The 17061-nt window shown below is 25.7% G+C and carries 17 protein-coding genes, 1 pseudogene and 1 other annotated feature; of the genes and pseudogenes, 17 read left to right on the top strand and 1 reads right to left on the bottom strand.

Features of this window, described 5'->3' with window-relative positions; translation table 11 throughout:
- The 16 genes and pseudogenes from J7G74_RS09570 to J7G74_RS09500 all read left to right on the top strand — a co-directional run.
- A partial coding sequence (locus J7G74_RS09570; protein WP_297134608.1) for a G5 domain-containing protein occupies positions 1 to 504 on the top strand: 504 nt, incomplete at its 5' end.
- Between the two features lie 177 nt (positions 505 to 681).
- Positions 682 to 2070 (top strand): tetratricopeptide repeat protein, encoded by a 1389-nt coding sequence (locus tag J7G74_RS09565; protein ID WP_297134606.1) that lies wholly within the window; start codon positions 682 to 684, stop codon positions 2068 to 2070.
- Positions 2071 to 2188: 118 nt separating this feature from the next.
- A complete protein-coding gene (locus J7G74_RS09560) occupies positions 2189 to 3133 on the top strand; it encodes a WG repeat-containing protein (RefSeq protein ID WP_297134603.1) in 945 nt (314 codons plus the stop codon).
- A 278-nt stretch (positions 3134 to 3411) separates the two neighbouring features.
- On the top strand, positions 3412 to 4278 hold the full coding sequence (locus J7G74_RS09555; protein WP_297134600.1) for a YitT family protein: 867 nt from the start codon (positions 3412 to 3414) through the stop codon (positions 4276 to 4278).
- 208 nt (positions 4279 to 4486) lie between these two features.
- Positions 4487 to 5290, top strand: a complete 804-nt coding sequence (locus J7G74_RS09550) for an MORN repeat-containing protein (protein WP_297134598.1) — start codon at positions 4487 to 4489, stop codon at positions 5288 to 5290.
- Between the two features lie 184 nt (positions 5291 to 5474).
- Positions 5475 to 5930: a CAP-associated domain-containing protein gene (locus J7G74_RS09545; protein WP_297134595.1), complete on the top strand. Its 456-nt coding sequence runs from the start codon at positions 5475 to 5477 to the stop codon at positions 5928 to 5930.
- Positions 5927 to 6007: pseudogene (locus J7G74_RS16800) on the top strand (hypothetical protein); the annotation flags it as partial. The gene J7G74_RS09545 and the pseudogene J7G74_RS16800, both read left to right, overlap by 4 nt.
- Before the next feature lie 105 nt (positions 6008 to 6112).
- Entirely contained in the window at positions 6113 to 6481 is a 369-nt protein-coding gene (locus tag J7G74_RS09540; protein WP_297134592.1) for a CAP domain-containing protein, read from the top strand.
- Positions 6482 to 6504: 23 nt separating this feature from the next.
- On the top strand, positions 6505 to 7203 hold the full coding sequence (locus J7G74_RS09535) for a polysaccharide deacetylase family protein (protein ID WP_297134589.1): 699 nt from the start codon (positions 6505 to 6507) through the stop codon (positions 7201 to 7203).
- 50 nt (positions 7204 to 7253) lie between these two features.
- Complete coding sequence (locus J7G74_RS09530) at positions 7254 to 7583, top strand: hypothetical protein (RefSeq protein ID WP_297134587.1); 330 nt, start codon at positions 7254 to 7256, stop codon at positions 7581 to 7583.
- Positions 7584 to 7923: 340 nt separating this feature from the next.
- Complete coding sequence (locus tag J7G74_RS09525) at positions 7924 to 8151, top strand: hypothetical protein (protein WP_297134585.1); 228 nt, start codon at positions 7924 to 7926, stop codon at positions 8149 to 8151.
- 592 nt (positions 8152 to 8743) lie between these two features.
- Entirely contained in the window at positions 8744 to 10561 is a 1818-nt protein-coding gene (gene dnaG, locus J7G74_RS09520) for a DNA primase (RefSeq protein ID WP_297134583.1), read from the top strand.
- 21 nt (positions 10562 to 10582) lie between these two features.
- Positions 10583 to 11743: an RNA polymerase sigma factor RpoD gene (gene rpoD / locus J7G74_RS09515; protein WP_297134580.1), complete on the top strand. Its 1161-nt coding sequence runs from the start codon at positions 10583 to 10585 to the stop codon at positions 11741 to 11743.
- A 166-nt stretch (positions 11744 to 11909) separates the two neighbouring features.
- Complete coding sequence (locus tag J7G74_RS09510; protein WP_297134578.1) at positions 11910 to 12596, top strand: tRNA (adenine(22)-N(1))-methyltransferase; 687 nt, start codon at positions 11910 to 11912, stop codon at positions 12594 to 12596.
- Between the two features lie 15 nt (positions 12597 to 12611).
- Positions 12612 to 13709 carry a Nif3-like dinuclear metal center hexameric protein gene (locus J7G74_RS09505; protein ID WP_297134576.1) on the top strand — a complete coding sequence of 366 codons (1098 nt, stop codon included), beginning with the start codon at positions 12612 to 12614 and terminating at the stop codon, positions 13707 to 13709.
- Positions 13710 to 13786: 77 nt separating this feature from the next.
- Positions 13787 to 14033: a binding site (T-box leader), on the top strand.
- A 130-nt stretch (positions 14034 to 14163) separates the two neighbouring features.
- Complete coding sequence (locus tag J7G74_RS09500) at positions 14164 to 14709, top strand: tryptophan transporter (protein WP_297134573.1); 546 nt, start codon at positions 14164 to 14166, stop codon at positions 14707 to 14709.
- A 151-nt stretch (positions 14710 to 14860) separates the two neighbouring features.
- Here the strand turns inward: J7G74_RS09500 and J7G74_RS09495 are convergent, their stop codons facing one another.
- Complete coding sequence (locus J7G74_RS09495) at positions 14861 to 15925, bottom strand: 4Fe-4S dicluster domain-containing protein (RefSeq protein WP_297134570.1); 1065 nt, start codon at positions 15923 to 15925, stop codon at positions 14861 to 14863.
- 185 nt (positions 15926 to 16110) lie between these two features.
- Between J7G74_RS09495 and J7G74_RS09490 the strand changes: the two genes are divergently transcribed.
- The coding region (locus J7G74_RS09490; protein WP_297134567.1) for a hypothetical protein at positions 16111 to 17061 on the top strand (951 nt) is incomplete at its 3' end.

Raw genomic sequence — 17061 nt, 5'->3', positions numbered from 1 at the left:
GTTATTGAACAGGGTAGAGAAGGCTATTCAGTATCAACATACAGGGTATACTATGATGAAAATAAAAATGAAATAAAAAGAGAAAAGGTTGCTACTTCATATTATCCACCTAGACAAAAAGTAATCGCTATAGGAACTAAAAAGGAAGATGATATAGATCAATCACTTGATAGTGGTGTAACTACTAATAGGCCACAAGGAAGCAATAGTGGAAATAATACAACAAACAGACCAGGAAATTCTACAGGCAATAGACCACAAGGTAGCAATGGTGGGAATAATACAACGAATAGACCAGGGAACTCTACAGGTAATAGACCACAAGGAGGTAATGGTGGTTCTTCTAACACGAATCCAGAAAACAATGACAGTGGTAATAGTGGAAGTTCATCTGGTAGTGATAATGTAAAACCAGATAAAGAACCTTCTACTCCAGATACAGAAGAATCTCCAGATTCAGGAACAGGAGACAGCGACTCTCCATCTGATGAAGAAAGTAATTAAGATAAATTCAAATAAGATAAAAAGGCCTAGATTGTCTAGACCTTTTTTATTTATACAAAATATTTCCATATATATTATATTTTGACTTAAAAGAATAAATATGATATCTTAGAATATATTAAAATAAGGGAGGAGATTAAAATTTTAGGAGAAAAAATTAGAATTGATATTAATAATATGACTAAAAAAATTTTAGACATAGATTTAATAGAAGATAAAAATAGTGATTATACTTTTTTTCAGATAGATGAAGATGAAAATAATGAAACATTAAAAGCATTAAAACAATCATATGTTACATCTAATTATAAAGATGAAACTATATTAAATTTACAACAGGAATTAAAAGATCATACAAATGTATTGCCGAAAGAAATTAAATTAGAATCTTATAATAAATATAATAATGCTTTAGAATTAGCACAAAAAAGCTATATAACGACTGCCATAAGACTTGTTGATGAAGCATTGCAACTTAATCCTAAAGATGAAGATATTTTAAACTTAAGAGGTCTATTAAAACTACTTAAATGTGATTTTGCAAAAGCGTTTGAAAGTTTTTATACGGCGCAATGTTATGGAAATAATGAACTTTCTAGAAAGTATGTTAATATATTATCTTCAAAAGATTTTAAGATATTCTTAGAAAGATACAATCATTCTATAAGGTTTATAAATGAAGAATTAAATGAAGAATCAATGGAGATTTTTGACTCTCTTATATTAGAGGACCCTGAACTAATAGAGCCATATGTGATATTAATATTATTATATGAAAAAATGGGTAAAATTGAAGAAAAAGAAGAATTACTTGGTAGATTAAGATTTGTAGATGCAGATAATCATTTGTTTGATAAAGATCATGATCATATAAATGAAGAGCAGTTGGAAATTGCAAATGAAAAAAAAGAAAACAGACAAATAGAAAAACTTGAAGAAAACAAAAAAATACTTAGTAAAAAGAAAAATATAGCCTATGTAATGGTTGTTATATTACTTATAGTAGTAGGCGTATATACTATTTACAATAAAAAACAATTAGAAACTTTAAATGCCGAGCTTGACAAAAAACAAGAATCAATAAGTTTAAAAGAAGAAGAACTAAACAAAAAAGAAGAAGAGTTAAATAAAACAAATTCTGAGTTAGATGAAGTTAAAGAAAAAGCTGAGGATGAAGAACTTATAAAACAAGGTGAAGAAGCTTTATTTATGAAAGCTATAGAATATAAAAATAGTAAAGATTATGAAAAAGCTATCAAATATTTTAAATTGACTATAAGTAATTCTACTTCAAGTAAATTTAAATCATCTGCAATTTATCAAACCGCCTTATGTTATGAAAGTTTGAATAAATATGATGATGCAATATCTTACTATAAAAAATATGTATATACTTATAATAGGTCTTCTCAGTATTTTGATGACTCATATTATAAAATGGCCATGATTTATTATAATAATAATGAATTACAAAAAGCTAAAGACACTTTTTATTCATTAAAATATGAGGATCCAGATAGTAGTTATATTAAATCAGAAGAAGTTCAGAAAATATTAAAGAAATAGTAATTAAACCATATATAATGAAAATTATATATGGTTTTTTATATATGCTTTTTGTATTCTAAAACCTTCATATAAATAATAGATTTATAGAAAGATTACTATTTATAGGAGGAAGACAATGGGTAAAAGTAAGTTAATTTTACCAATACTAAGGGATGGTAAATATGGATTTATTGATAGTAATTACAATATTGCCATAAAACCTAGATTTAGCTATGTGTCGAATAGATTTAAAGAAGGTTATTGTGTAGTAACTTATATAAAAAAAATTAGAAATAATACAAAGTGGATTTTTGGATATATGAATCAGTATGGGGATACTAATTACTTTTTGCATTTAGAAAGCGCTAATGAGTTTCATGAAGGTTTATCCAAGGTAAGAATTAAAGGAAAGTATGGTTTTTTTAATAATGATTTAAATGAAGAAATAAGGCCTAAATATAATGCTGCATTGCATTTTAATGAAGGGCTATGTGGGGTAAGGTTAAATAAAAAATGGGGATTTATAGATAAACATGGAAAGATTGTAATAGAACCTAAGTATTCTTATGCAAATAGTTTTTGTAACGATAGGGCTTTAGTAGAAATGAAAAACAGATATGCATATATTAACAAAAATGGAAAAATTGTAATCGATGGAGAATTTATTATGGCTTCTGATTTCTCTCAAAATTTAGCAAGTGTCAGAAAAGATAATAAATGGGGATTTATTGATACTAATGGAAAATTAGTAATAGATTATAAATTTGATCGTGCAAGAAGTTTTAAAGAAAGCGTGGCTCCTATATGCATTAATGATAAATGGGGTTATATAGATAAAGAAGGGAATATTGTTATAGAACCTCAATTTGATTATGCCTGCCAATTTAATGAAAACTTAGCTAGAGTAAATATAAAAAAAAGAAAATTTTGTGAAGGAAAATGGGGATTCATAAATAAAAAAGGAGACATAGTTATAGAGCCAATTTATAAATCTGTATCAGATTTTTTTGATGGCTATGCTCAAATTACTGAAGATGTAAATAATTATATTGATAAATTAGGTAATTTTATAATAAATTAAATAATCAATAAAAGTAAAATTAATTGTTTTTATAAAATTGAATGATTTTTAATGACTAATTCAAAATAATAGAAGGAAAATGTATTCTATATTAAATATAGAATAAAAATGCAAGATATGATAATATAATTTCAAAAATTATTAGATAAATGAATGCAAAATTGCTTTAGTAAGATTTATCGACATAAATCATGCACTTGTAGATAAAAATATGGTATTATATTAATGAGTAATAAAGATAATTATAAATTATCGTTTTATTTTTGGAGGAGAAAGTAATGAGTAAGGTTAACACTATGGAGCATGACAATATTTATGTAAGGTATACACTTATAACCATAGGAATTATAATTCAAGCAATAGGTGTAAATGGATTTTTAAGACAGGCACATTTATTAAGTGGAGGAGTAGCAGGTTTATCGACAGCTATAAATTATGTGACAGACATTAATGTGGGTTTAATTACACTTCTTATAAATATCCCTATATTTATATTAGGATTTGTATTCCTAGAAAGAGACTTTTTGATTACAAGTCTTATTAATATGATTTTATTTTCATTTATACTTGGAGTTACACAAAATGTTGGAACTCTTATTCCTGTTGATGATATTTTACTTCAAAGTGTTTATGGTGGAATTTTATGTGGTGTTGGGAACGGTTTAGTTTTTAGAACAAAGTCATCTCTAGGAGGAACAGATATTATAGGAACAATTTTAAAAATTAAAAAAAATATTCCTATAAAAAATACTAGTTTAGCTCTTAATATTGCCATAGTTTCAGTAAGTGGAGCGTTATTTGGAATGAATTTAGCACTTTATACGCTAATTTCTATGTTTATAAATGCTCAAGTTATGAGTTATATTAAAGATGCTTTAAATGATGAGAAAGCTGTTATGGTGTTTTCTGATAGCGCAGAAGAGATAGCAGGAGAAATAATGGAAGGATTAGTCAGAGGAGTTACTTTCCTTCAGGCTGAAGGTGGTTATACACATACTAAGAAAAAAGTTATTTACTGTGTAGTATTATCAAGAGAAATACCGAAAATAAAAGAAATAGCCTTAAAATATGATAAAAGAGCATTTATTTCTGTAAATGAAGTAAATGAAGTAAAAGGAAGAGGATTTAAAGAAAAATTCTTATAAAAAGTGAGGTTTTATCCCTCACTTTTTTATATGTAAATTTATATAGTTTTTACATAATATTATTTTCTATAAAAGTACTAATAAAGTGAAATAAAATTTTTATGTAATTTGAAGTTTTATAAAAATAAATTAGTTATTAGTAGAAAAAAATATTTCATTATTTTATAATATAGTAAGGAAATATCCATAAAAATGACGGGGGATGAATATGAGTATATCAAAGGATTTTGTTAATATATATAAAGAATATTTAAGAGAACTTAATCAATTTAAAAAAAATATAAAATCAATTGAGTCTATGAAAAGAAAAGTAGAAAAAAAACAAATAATTGCCAATGAAGAAGAAATTAATCTTTTAGAAAAAGAAGAATTAACTGAAGAAGAAAAATACTCTTCTAAAACAAATAAAATATATAATTTCTCTAATGGAGATAAATATATAGGAAAGATAGAAAACAATGAGTTAAATGGTAATGGATATTATATTATGTATGATGATGAGAAAGTTATCATGGAGTATTTAGGAGAATTTAAAAATAATTTAAGAGATGGAATTGGACAATGTATTTTCGAAAATGGGAACTTATATATAGGAAATTTCAAAGATGATCTTATGCATGGATTTGGTCAAATGACTTATAAAAGTGGAGATGAATATATAGGTTACTGGGAAAATGGTAAAAAACAAGGAGAAGGTTCCTTTACATGGAGTGATGGGACGAGGTATAGTGGTTCTTTTAATAGTGGAAAGATGGAAGGTATAGGTGTTTGTTTTGATAGTGCTGGAAATCTCATCTATGAGGGTGAATGGAAAAACAATTTAATACATGGAAAAGGAACTTATATTTGGAATGAAGGTAAGAAATATATAGGAGAATTTATGCATGGTAAGAAACATGGCAAAGGTACATTTTATTTAGATGGAGAATTAATATATGATGGAACCTGGAAATTCGATAAACCTTCAGTATTTGGTAGAAGTCTGGAAGAATTATTTTCAATTAAATTATAGCTTTATCTTAGATAAAGCTTTTTTTATTGTAAGGAAATTATATGCTATCTGTTGTATAGATAATATACAATTTTCGACTTTGTTACTTAATCAAGGTGAATTTTTATCAACGGACGAAGTTGGTGGAGATATGAGCCAAGCAAAATTTTTTATATAACAATAACTCTAAATAAGAGGTGAGATTTTGAAAAAACTAATTTTATTTTTTATACTTTTATCATTATTATTTTTTTACAAAACTGGATATTTTGATACTATAAAATTTTCTCTAGAAAATATAAATAAGAATCAAAAATTTAAAATTGAAAAAGATATAGGAGATAATAATAGACTTAATAATCTAAAAGCAGATTTAAGTGAAAATTTTAAAAAAATAAAAATAGGAGATACAAAAGAATCTGTTATAAATAAATTAAATGAACCATCTAGAATAGATAATAGTGAATGTAATTTTAAATGGTATATATATAATAATTATAAAGAAAAATTCTTTATGATAGGAATAGAAGATAATAAAGTAGTAGCACTATTTACTAATAATATTAATTCCTGTGAAAATGAAGGTATTGATATAGAGAAAGATATAAATTATATTAGAAATAACTTTGAAATTTTAAAATACAAAGATAAAAAAATATAAGGTATGAAATATCATCTAATAATGAGTATGACATTATATACATAAACAATAAATATATTACAGTATTTTATGATAAATTTAATAATAATAAAATATGGGCTTATGAAATAATTGAAAAATCAACGGAAGAAGAAACTGAATCTATTTATCCTGAATTAGATAAAAATATAGAAAATAGTTTTATGCTAGAAATAATTGATTTAGTAAATGCAACAAGGTATAAAAATAATTTAGAACCATTATTGTATAACGAAAAAGCAACTATAAGTGCAAAGAAGCATAGTGAAGATATGAGGAATAACAACTACTTTAATCATAAAAATTTAAATCATGAAACACCTTTTGATCGTATGATAAAAGAAGGAATTAAGTATTCAAGGGCAGGAGAAAACATTGCAGCAGGTCAAACTAATGGGATTTTTGCAATGAACGGATGGATGAATTCAGAGGGACATAGAAAAAATATTTTAGGGAATTATAAATATATCGGTGTAGGAGTTATATTTGGAGGTAATTATAAAACTTATTACACACAAAACTTTTTTGCTTAAAAAAGAAAGGAAGTAGTATTATAATGAGAAAAACAAATAAAAGTGTTATAATGATTATAATAACTATGATTTTTACAGCATATAGTTTTATAATAGTATATTCACTGCAAGAAAATAATGATATATTTATAAAAAATGGATCAAGAAATGAAAAGTTTATAGCACTTACATTTGATGATGGTCCTCATCCAAAAGAAACTAATGAAGTTTTAGATATATTAGATAAATATAATATTAAGGGTACTTTTTTTGTAGTTGGAAAACATGCTAATTGGTATAGTGAATCACTTATAAGAGCAGCTAAAGAAGGTCATGAAATAGGTAACCATACATTTAATCATCCTGATATTACTAATTTAAGCAATGGTGATATAAAAAAGGAGATAAAAGACTGTGAAGATACACTCGTAAAATTAACTGGTAAAAAACCTACTTTATTCAGACCTCCATATGGAAGTTATACACAAGATAAATTAGGTCAAATAGCTAAAGAATGTGGATATAAGATAATACTTTGGACTACAATAGATGCAAAAGATTGGAGAAATCCACCGGTAGCACAAATATCTGATACGATAACAAATAATGTTCAAAATGGAGATATAATTTTACTTCATGATTATGGTACAAAAAATACAGTTAAAGCTTTAGATATTATTATACCTACTATGATTAAAAAAGGATATAAATTTGTAACAGTATCAGAATTAATAAATAAGTAAAATTAAAATTTAATAAGATGGTATAAGAATAACTAAAAGGATTTGGTTAAATGTATAATAAAATATATGAAAAAAAAGAATTTATCATTTTCCAAGTGAAAAATGGCTATGTAGCATACAACACTAAAAAGGACTTTAAAAAAGGTCATACACATTTAAAATGTTTTAGAAGTGCTAAAACAGCCATAGACTTAGTTATAAAAAGAAAAATACCAAGAAGTACGGATTTGTATTATCTTACAAGTCTTATTAGATTAAGTGAAGATATTGTTTATGTGGATAAGATAAAAGAATTAATAGAATGTAAAGAGAAAAAAATAGAAAATAAAAACTACTATAACACAGAAATAAATACTAGAATAATCAAATACAAGTATTAAAAAGGAGCAGTTAGCTCCTTTTTTAATTGTAAGGAAATTATATTTTATCTGTTATGTAGGTGACATATAACTTTCAACTTTGTTACTTGAGCAACGAGCAAAGCCATTAGATATATGAAGTGGAGTGTACTTGCAATAGTTTAAGTAAAGTGAATTTTGATCAACGGGTAAAGCCGTTGGCGATATGAGAGAAGAGAGCACACCGTGACTTAAACAAATTGAATTTTTCATTTGTTATAAAAAACATGACTAATTTTGTCACATTTTTATATTACATACGTATATTATATTAAGGATTTAAATTAAAATTAAAATATAAATCCTTAGGAAGGATGAAAATATGTGTTGTAGAAGAAGAAATAATAATGATGAATTCAGATTCACTGTAAGGGTGTCAGAATGTAGACGTGACCAATGTCGTAGAAGATGTTGTTGTAATTCTAGACGTGATGAAGATGATTTCTTTGAACGAGACTTTTTATCAGGTGAAGAAAGAGAAAGAGAAAGAGACATAAATCGATGTGAAGAATCACGTAGATGTGTAATTAGAGGTAGTCGTTGTAGATAGAAAGAAAAATTAATAAATAAAGTTTAAATATCTTGATAATATGTTTTATTAATAAATTACTCTCATGAAAGTAAATTTTACCTTCATGAGAGTTTTTATCTAATAAAGTTTTTAATATAATACTTATTTAGAAATAATGAAAAGCAATTGATTGAAATTAATTGTTTTTTTGTGTTGGGTTTGTAACTATGAAATTGTTGGGTAAATATAAAATACAAGGTATTTTCACAATTCGATATATGACATATTTTTATATTATTTTTGAATACTATAGATAATCTTTAATGAAATGATATATAATTTAATATATAAGAAAAATTTAATAAAATTATGTATAAAAATTTAAATTTATATGTATATTTAAATTAATCAGGATAATTAATATTAAATTAAGGTTATATTATTATTGTTTTTTGTACTAAAGAGAACTAATATTAAATTAAGGTTGTTTTTTGTCAAAATAAAACAAGAAAATATAATAAAAAAGAAGGGTATTAACAAAAAAAGTCGAATTATGTATAATAGTATTTGACAAATTAATAAAATAATGTAAAATAGAAATGTTACGAATAATCCACCAAAGGGTGATAATATGAACAATATGAGAGATATAATAGACGAAGTTAAAAGTAGATGTGATATTGTTAATGTAATATCTCAGTACATAAACTTAAAACAATCAGGAAGTAATTTTAGTGGTTTATGTCCCTTTCATAGCGAAAAAACAGGCTCTTTTCATGTAAATCAAGGTAAACAAATTTATAAATGCTTTGGTTGCGGTGAAGGAGGAGATGTAATAAACTTTGTTATGAAAATTGAAAATTTAGACTTTATTGAGGCAGTAAAGTTACTAGCAGAAAAAAATGGGATTGAATTTAAAAATAATCTAAGCGAAGAAGATAAAGCGAAGATGGAAAAAATTAAAATAATCCAAGATATACACTTGAAGGCTGCTAGATTTTATTTTGCTAATTTGATAAAAGCTAAGAATCCAGGATATGATTATTTAAAAATAAGAGGACTAAGTGATAAGATAATAAAAAAATTTGGACTTGGATACTCTCTATATTCATGGAATAGCTTGATGGAATATTTACTATCATTAGGATATGAAAAAAAAGATTTAGTTTTAAGTGGACTAGTTACGCATAAAGAAAATGATAATAAATATTATGACAGATTTAGAAATAGAGTAATGTTTCCTATATTTGATTATAGAGGAAATGTAATAGGTTTTGGAGGAAGAGTATTAGATGATTCCCTACCAAAGTACTTAAACTCACCAGATACTTTATTATTCAATAAAAGATTTAATTTATATGGATTGAATTATGCAAAAAAAAGTATAGTAAATGATTCTTTAATATTAGTAGAAGGATATATGGATTTAATTTCTCTATATGAACATGGGATTGAAAATGTAGTAGCTACACTTGGTACAGCATTAACAAATGATCAAGGTAGATTAATTAAAAGATATGCTTCAACCGCTATAATTTCATATGATTCAGATGATGCAGGGATAAAAGCAACTCTTCGAGCTATAGAAATTCTAAAGAATCAAAATATAAATATAAAAATTTTAAATTTAAAAGATTGTAAAGATCCGGATGATTTCATTAAAAAGTATAAAAAAGAAGGTTTTTTAAAAGCAATTGATGAAGCAATTTCTCATATTCAATTTCAAATAAACATATTAAAGAAAAAATTTGATTTTAATAAAGATGAAAATTTAATAAAATTTGCTAAAGAAGCAGCATTAATTATTAAGAGCTTATCTAGTCCTGTTGAAAAAGATTATTATATTAAGTATGTAAGTAAAGAATATAATATTGGTTTTGACGCAATGAAAGAAGAAGTTTATGGAAAGAATTATAACAATAAAATAAAAAATTATAAAAAGTTTTCTAAATTTGAACAAAAACCTATAGAAAAGATTAAAAATATTGAAAATGGTGAAAAATTTGTAGAAGAGACATTTATCAAATTATTATTAGATAATAAAGAACTTAGACAAATATCATTATTGAAGATTAGTGAAGAAGATTTTCTAATAAATGATAGTAAGGAAATTTTTAATCTGATAATTAAAAATAAAGAATTGGACAAAATAACTATTGACAAAATTAAAGATTTAAATATTTCTCAGGAATATTTAAATGATTTGGATAATATATCAATAAACAATATAAATACCTATAATTCTAAAAATGTTGATGAAATAATCAAAAGTGTAAAAAGAAATAAACTACACAAAGAAGTTAATGAGTTACTTAAACAACAAAAACAATTAGAATTAAGTTTAAAGAACAATGCCATAGATAAAGATAGTGTGAAAGAGGTAGAATTAGAAATTATGAATATTACTTTAAAAATATTAGATAGACAAAAGAGCTTAAAAAGCTTATAGAATAAGGAAGGAGGTTTGAGTGTGGCAAATAATAAAGAATCTAAAAGGTTAGCAGCAAGGAATCTTATTGAAAAAGGTAAAAAACAAGGATCTCTTACATTAGATGAAATAATGGGAGCCTTTTCAGATACAGAGTTAGATAAAGATAAGGTTGAAAATCTTTATGAAACATTAGGTAATCTTGGAATAGAAGTATTAGAAACTAAAAGTGAAAAAGTAGCAATTGATTTTTCTGTAGAAGATGATGACTTAACATTAGATATTGAAAATTTAGATGATGATATTGATGAAAGCATAAAAAAAGAAGAAGATATTGAAATGGATAAACTAGACCTATCTTTACCAAAAGGAATAAGTATAGATGATCCAGTTAGAATGTATTTAAAGGAAATAGGTAAAATACCTTTACTTAAACCTCATGAAGAAGTAGAATTAGCAAAAAGAATGTTAGAAGGCGACGAAATCGCAAAACAAAGACTTGTAGAAGCCAACTTAAGACTTGTTGTAAGTATTGCAAAAAGATATGTAGGTAGAGGAATGTTATTCTTAGATCTTATACAAGAAGGTAATTTAGGTCTTATAAAAGCCGTTGAGAAGTTCGACTATGAAAGAGGATTTAAATTTTCAACTTATGCAACTTGGTGGATAAGACAAGCAATAACTCGTGCTATAGCTGACCAAGCAAGAACAATAAGAATTCCAGTGCACATGGTTGAAACTATAAATAAATTAATAAGAGTATCTAGACAGTTATTACAAGAATTAGGAAGAGATCCTAAACCAGAAGAAATAGCTAAAGAAATGGAAATGTCTGAAGAAAAAGTTAGAGAAATTATGAAAATTGCTCAAGATCCAGTATCTTTAGAAACTCCTATAGGAGAAGAAGAAGACAGTCATTTAGGTGATTTTATACCAGATGAAGATGCGCTAGCACCAGCAGAAGCAGCAGCATATTCATTATTAAAAGATCAAATAGAAGAAGTTCTTGGTTCGTTAAATGAAAGAGAGCAAAAAGTACTAAAATTAAGATTTGGTCTTGAGGATGGTAGAGCAAGAACTCTTGAAGAAGTTGGTAAAGAGTTTGATGTTACTCGTGAAAGAATAAGACAAATAGAAGCTAAGGCTTTAAGAAAATTAAGACATCCAAGCAGATCTAAAAAACTTAGAGATTACTTAGATTAATATAGATAACGAAAAATTCGCCAGGCTTTGGCGAATTTTTCGTTATAAGAAGCTTATTGTTATTTTATGAACATAACATATATACATAAAAAATCTAATGAATAAATTATTAATTAGAATTAATATTAATACACATAATAATAAAAAAGTGAAAGGACGAAAAAAATTGAAATTAACTAATAGATTATTAAAAATAGCTTCTCTTGTTACTTCAAATAAAAGATTAGCTGACATAGGTACAGATCATGGTTATATTCCAGTATATCTTTTAAATAAAAATATAATAAATTTTGCAATATTAGCAGACATAAATAAAGGACCATTAGAAAATGCTAGAAAAGAAGTTAAAAGAAATAAATTAGATGATAAAGTAGATTTAAGGTTAGGTTCTGGTATAGAGGTATTAAAAAAGGGAGAAGTTGATGAAATTATAATTGCAGGCATGGGTGGAATATTAATAGGTGAGCTATTAGAAGCAAATAAAGAGGTAGCTCATGAAGCTGAAAAATTAATACTACAACCAATGCAAGCGCAAGAAGAACTAAGAAAATATTTACTTAATAATGGATATGAGATATTAGACGAACATTTGGAAAAAGAAGATTTTAGATTATATGAAATTATAGTGGCTAAATATACTGGTAAAAATACAGATGTAGAAGATGATGTATACTATGAAATAGGTAAAAAATTATTAGAAAATAAAGATGAACTTTTAAGTGAATTTATAGATAATAAAATTAAAAAATATAATAATATAATTGAAAAGCTTGGAAATAAAAAATCAGATGCAATTTTATCAAGAAGAAATTCAGCCAATGAAAGAATAGAAAAATTAAAAAATTTAATTTAATAAGGGGTTGAAAATATGAAGTTAAATAGTTTGATTAAAAAAATCGAAAATAAATATCCATTAAATTTAGCTTATAGCTGGGATAATGTAGGTTTAATTGTAGGAGATTTTGATAATGATATAAAGAAGGTTTTAGTGACCTTAGAAGCCAATGAAAGTATAATAGAAGAGGCTATAGAAAATAAAATAGACTTAATAGTTACTCATCATCCTTTCATATTTAAAAAAATAAATAAAATAAATACAAAAGATTTAAAAGGTAGACTTATACATAAACTAATTAAAAATGATATAGCACTTTATTCTATGCATACAAATTTTGATATAGCTGTTGATGGATTAAATGATTATTTTATGGAAATAATGGGATTTGAAAATACTAAAATATTAGATGTAACTTATAGTGACACTTTATATAAAATAGCGGTCTATGTACCTATATCTCATGAACTTATAGTCAGAGAAGCTTTAGGAGAAGCTGGAGCTGGCTATATAGGTAATTATAGTCATTGTACTTTTAATACTCAAGGGATTGGAACATTTAAACCTGAAGATGATACAAATCCGTTTATAGGTACTGTAGGAGAGATAGAGAATGTAAAAGAAGTAAAGATTGAGACTATTGTTCCATCGAAACTTTTACAAAAGAGTATAGATAAGATGTTAAAAGTTCACCCTTATGAAGAAGTAGCATATGATGTATATAAATTAGAAAATAAGGGTGAATCAGTTGGTTTAGGAAGATATGCATCATTGAATGATAAAATTAGCTTACAAGATTTATGTGAAGAAATAAAATTAAAATTAAATATGGATCATATAAGAGTTGTAGGGGAATTATACACAAAAATAAAAAAAGTTGCTGTAGTAACTGGTGCTGGTTCAGATATGATTAGTTTAGCTAAATCTAAAAATTGTGATGTTATAATTACAGGAGATGTTAAATATCATGAAGCTCAAGATGCGTTAGATATGGATATGTGTATAATTGATTGCGGTCATTTTGATACAGAAGATATTTTTAAAGATGTGATGAAAAGATTTTTAGATGAATTAGAAGATGTAGAAGTTATAAAAAGTGAAGTAAATTTAAATCCATTTAAAATAATATAAATATAGACTATTTAGAAAATTTAAAAAATAGTATTGACAATGTTGGTATAAATGCATATTATTATATTAATAATAAATTAAATCCTTTGAAAAGGGATAGTAATCAAATTTAGGTTCAATACAGAGAGTCGAGGATGGTGGAATCTTGACAAGAAGAAATTTGATGAATGGGCCTTTGAGGAGTAAATCGAAATCAATCATTTGATAGTAGACTTTACCGTGGGTTGCACGTTACAGCAAATGAGGTATGTTAGTACCAATAGTGAGAGGTGTATTTATTATACACAATTTAGGTGGCAACGCGGAATATACTCCGTCCTATTATTATAATAGGACGGAGTTTTTTAATTTTAAGAAAAGGTAGGTGAGAATTTTGGTTTGAACTGAAGTGCTAAAAGAACTTAAAAAAGGATTAATTTATTTAAAATTATCAGAAATATTGGAGGAATTAAATATGAAAATGAATACAAAAAAATTAGTTTTAAATGCTGTACTTTTAGGAATAGGTTTAGTCTTACATCAAATCGAGCCTGCTATATTTGGAATAAAACCAGATATGACTTTAATAATGTTATTTACAATTTTTATTATAAATAAAGGTGATTATAAGAGTTGTTTAATTGCAGGGGTAGTAGCTGGAATTTTCTCAGGAATGACAACAACTTTTCCTGGAGGACAAATACCTAATGTTTTAGATAAACTTATAACTACAAATATAACTTATGTAATTATGATGCTAATATATAAAGTACCATTTATAAGTAAATTGCAAGAAAAAACTCAAGATTTAATTTTATCATGCTTAATATTAAGTTTAGGTACTGTAATAAGTGGATTTACTTTTTTAACATCTGCTCAAATATTAGTTGGTTTACCAGGGGATTTTTCAATGTTATTCATGGCAGTTGTTGTACCTGCTGTTATAATAAATCTATTTGTGGGATTACTAGTATTTAAATTTATTCATGTAACTATGAGAAGGGTCAGTTTTCAAAGTTAAGATTAAATAAAAGTTTAGTTTTGTGTAAGTTATTGTAAGGCTTATACTTCATGCAATAAATGGTTTTATATTAGTCAATAGAATAATTAAGAGATTATAAATTATTAATAAAACATATGATTTATAATCTCTTGATATGTAAATAATTTATTTATCTTAGCCAAGGTGGATTTCCGGGAATGAAAACCCTGCTTCCAAATTTATTTTTATATTCATTAAGAGCTTTTTGGATAGCATTGCCATTTTTCTTGAATGAGTCACAATTTTTTATACTCTCAAGATTCTGACTAAAAGGACATACAGAAATACACATACCGCAGTCAGTACCTAAGTATCTCCATTTCTCATAACAAGTTTCTACATTAACAGTCCAATTATATTTATTATTAAATCCTAATTTTCCTTCTCTAGATAAAGATTGACTAGGACAATATAGAGCACATTTTTTACAAACTTTACAAAAGTCGTCAAGTCCAAAATCTATCTCATCATCTTCTGATAATGAAAGAGTGGTAGTTACTACCCCTAATCTTAATCTTGAGCCAAAATCTTTATTTGTTAAAATTGCATTTCTTCCTATTTGTCCAAGACCTGCATCTTTAGCTATAAGGGTTGGTATTACAAGATAATTACCATCCATATGATTTCTAGCATCATATCCTAAACTTCTAATATAATATGAAATTATCATGCCTATAATTGCAGCGTCTACATAGCACTTAGAAGTTTCAATAACCTCTGCAATCATAGGAGATCTATTAATCATATCTTTATTCATTTCACACCCAAAAACTATAGCATATTCATGATTGAGATTGATTTCTTCACCATAGTTTTCTTCATGCCTTCCTCTGTGACTATAGATATGTTCATTTTTTAATTTTGTTATACCGACAACTGATGCTCCATATTGTTTTGCAATACCTTTTATTTTTTTAGAAAAAATTTCAGGATTTGCTTCAACTTTTTCTTTGGAAATATGCCCCTCACATAGATTTCTAATATCTCCTAAAAAATTAAAAGCACATTCAGCAATAGGAGAATTTAATTTATTATAAGTCATGGAATCTTCACCACAAAGTTGTGTTCTATTTCTAAAACTATCATCTATTTGTTTTCTTTCTGGATTTTTTGAATAATAATCTTTATAAGCGTCACTTCCTGGTTGGTAATTGGCTCTTGCAAACATAGTATCTCTTTCATCTGTTTTTTTCATAATTTCATCCCCTCATATATAAAGTCTTATGTTAATAATTGTAGAAGATTAAAATGTAAAAGTCATCTATTAATGAGTACGGGTTATGAAGAAAAATAACATATTTATGAACATTTTTAGTGTATTTTAGAAAAAATTGTAAAAGATATAAGTAAACGATGTATTTCATAAATAAGGAGGCTAATATGAAAAAGATACCATATATATTTCTAAGTTTAATAATGATATTATCGTCTACTATAAATATATATGCTATGGATAATACAAAACAATTTATTATGGGTGGTAATTATGTATTAGAAAATAGTATAGATGAGAATTTACAATTAGTAGATAGTATTAATTCAGACTATGATTTGGAAAGGTTCTTTAGACCGTCTAATATGACAATATTAAATAATGAAAATGTAAATAGCTTAAAAGAATTTTACGATAAAAGCCCATATAAGATGAATTTGCCAAATCATACTTTTAGATCTGGTAAAGACACTGTAGTTAATTATTTTAGTGTATTAAGAGAAGCTTCAAATCCAATTGGAGATAATGAGACAGGATGTGGAACTATAGGAGATGAAAAAAAACCTTATCCAGTTGCTTATAATTTTTTATCTGATTCATTAAAGAAAAAAATATCATATGAGAACTTTTTAAATTCATTTGAAAATATTTTACATATTAATTTAATTAAGGTTAATAATGTACCTTCTGATGAAAAGAATCCAGATTTATTAAAATACTTCGTAGAATTAGAAGTAATAGAAGGTTCCACATTAGATAAAGGAATGTTTTCATATTATTATGGAAATATATATTTAAGAAAAGAAGGAGAAAAATATAAAATTGTAAAAATGAATTACTCACCGGAAAATTATCTATGTGCACCTTATCATGGCTGGGCATACGATGCAAGATCTTTTGTTGAAGTAGAATATGGTAATTGGTGCTCTTTAGTAAAAGGTGATGTAATAGTAAATGAAGAAGGATATGAGAAAAGAGCATATTACAAAGATAAGAATGATAAAGAATACTATGTGCTTTTTTATGAATTAACTAATGGTGTAGACAAAAAAATAGCTGATTATAAAAAGAATGAAGATAATGAATGGGAAGTAATATATATTTATCCTGAGAAATGT

The organism is Terrisporobacter sp. (genome assembly GCF_017888745.1).
GTDB lineage: Bacteria > Bacillota > Clostridia > Peptostreptococcales > Peptostreptococcaceae > Terrisporobacter.
This window is presented reverse-complemented; position numbering and strand designations above follow the sequence as displayed.

Excerpts from the sequence above, each read along its gene's own strand:
- J7G74_RS09530 (WP_297134587.1), top strand. The coding sequence starts at position 7,254 with ATGTATAATAAAATATATGAAAAAAAAGAATTTATCATTTTCCAAGTG.
- J7G74_RS09500 (WP_297134573.1), top strand. The coding sequence starts at position 14,164 with ATGAAAATGAATACAAAAAAATTAGTTTTAAATGCTGTACTTTTAGGA.
- J7G74_RS09560 (WP_297134603.1), top strand. The coding sequence starts at position 2,189 with ATGGGTAAAAGTAAGTTAATTTTACCAATACTAAGGGATGGTAAATAT.
- J7G74_RS09505 (WP_297134576.1), top strand. The coding sequence starts at position 12,612 with ATGAAGTTAAATAGTTTGATTAAAAAAATCGAAAATAAATATCCATTA.
- J7G74_RS09555 (WP_297134600.1), top strand. The coding sequence starts at position 3,412 with ATGAGTAAGGTTAACACTATGGAGCATGACAATATTTATGTAAGGTAT.
- J7G74_RS09535 (WP_297134589.1), top strand. The coding sequence starts at position 6,505 with ATGAGAAAAACAAATAAAAGTGTTATAATGATTATAATAACTATGATT.
- J7G74_RS09550 (WP_297134598.1), top strand. The coding sequence starts at position 4,487 with ATGAGTATATCAAAGGATTTTGTTAATATATATAAAGAATATTTAAGA.
- J7G74_RS09565 (WP_297134606.1), top strand. The coding sequence starts at position 682 with ATGACTAAAAAAATTTTAGACATAGATTTAATAGAAGATAAAAATAGT.
- J7G74_RS09495 (WP_297134570.1), bottom strand. The coding sequence starts at position 15,925 with ATGAAAAAAACAGATGAAAGAGATACTATGTTTGCAAGAGCCAATTAC.
- dnaG (WP_297134583.1), top strand. The coding sequence starts at position 8,744 with ATGAACAATATGAGAGATATAATAGACGAAGTTAAAAGTAGATGTGAT.
- J7G74_RS09525 (WP_297134585.1), top strand. The coding sequence starts at position 7,924 with ATGTGTTGTAGAAGAAGAAATAATAATGATGAATTCAGATTCACTGTA.
- J7G74_RS09540 (WP_297134592.1), top strand. The coding sequence starts at position 6,113 with ATGCTAGAAATAATTGATTTAGTAAATGCAACAAGGTATAAAAATAAT.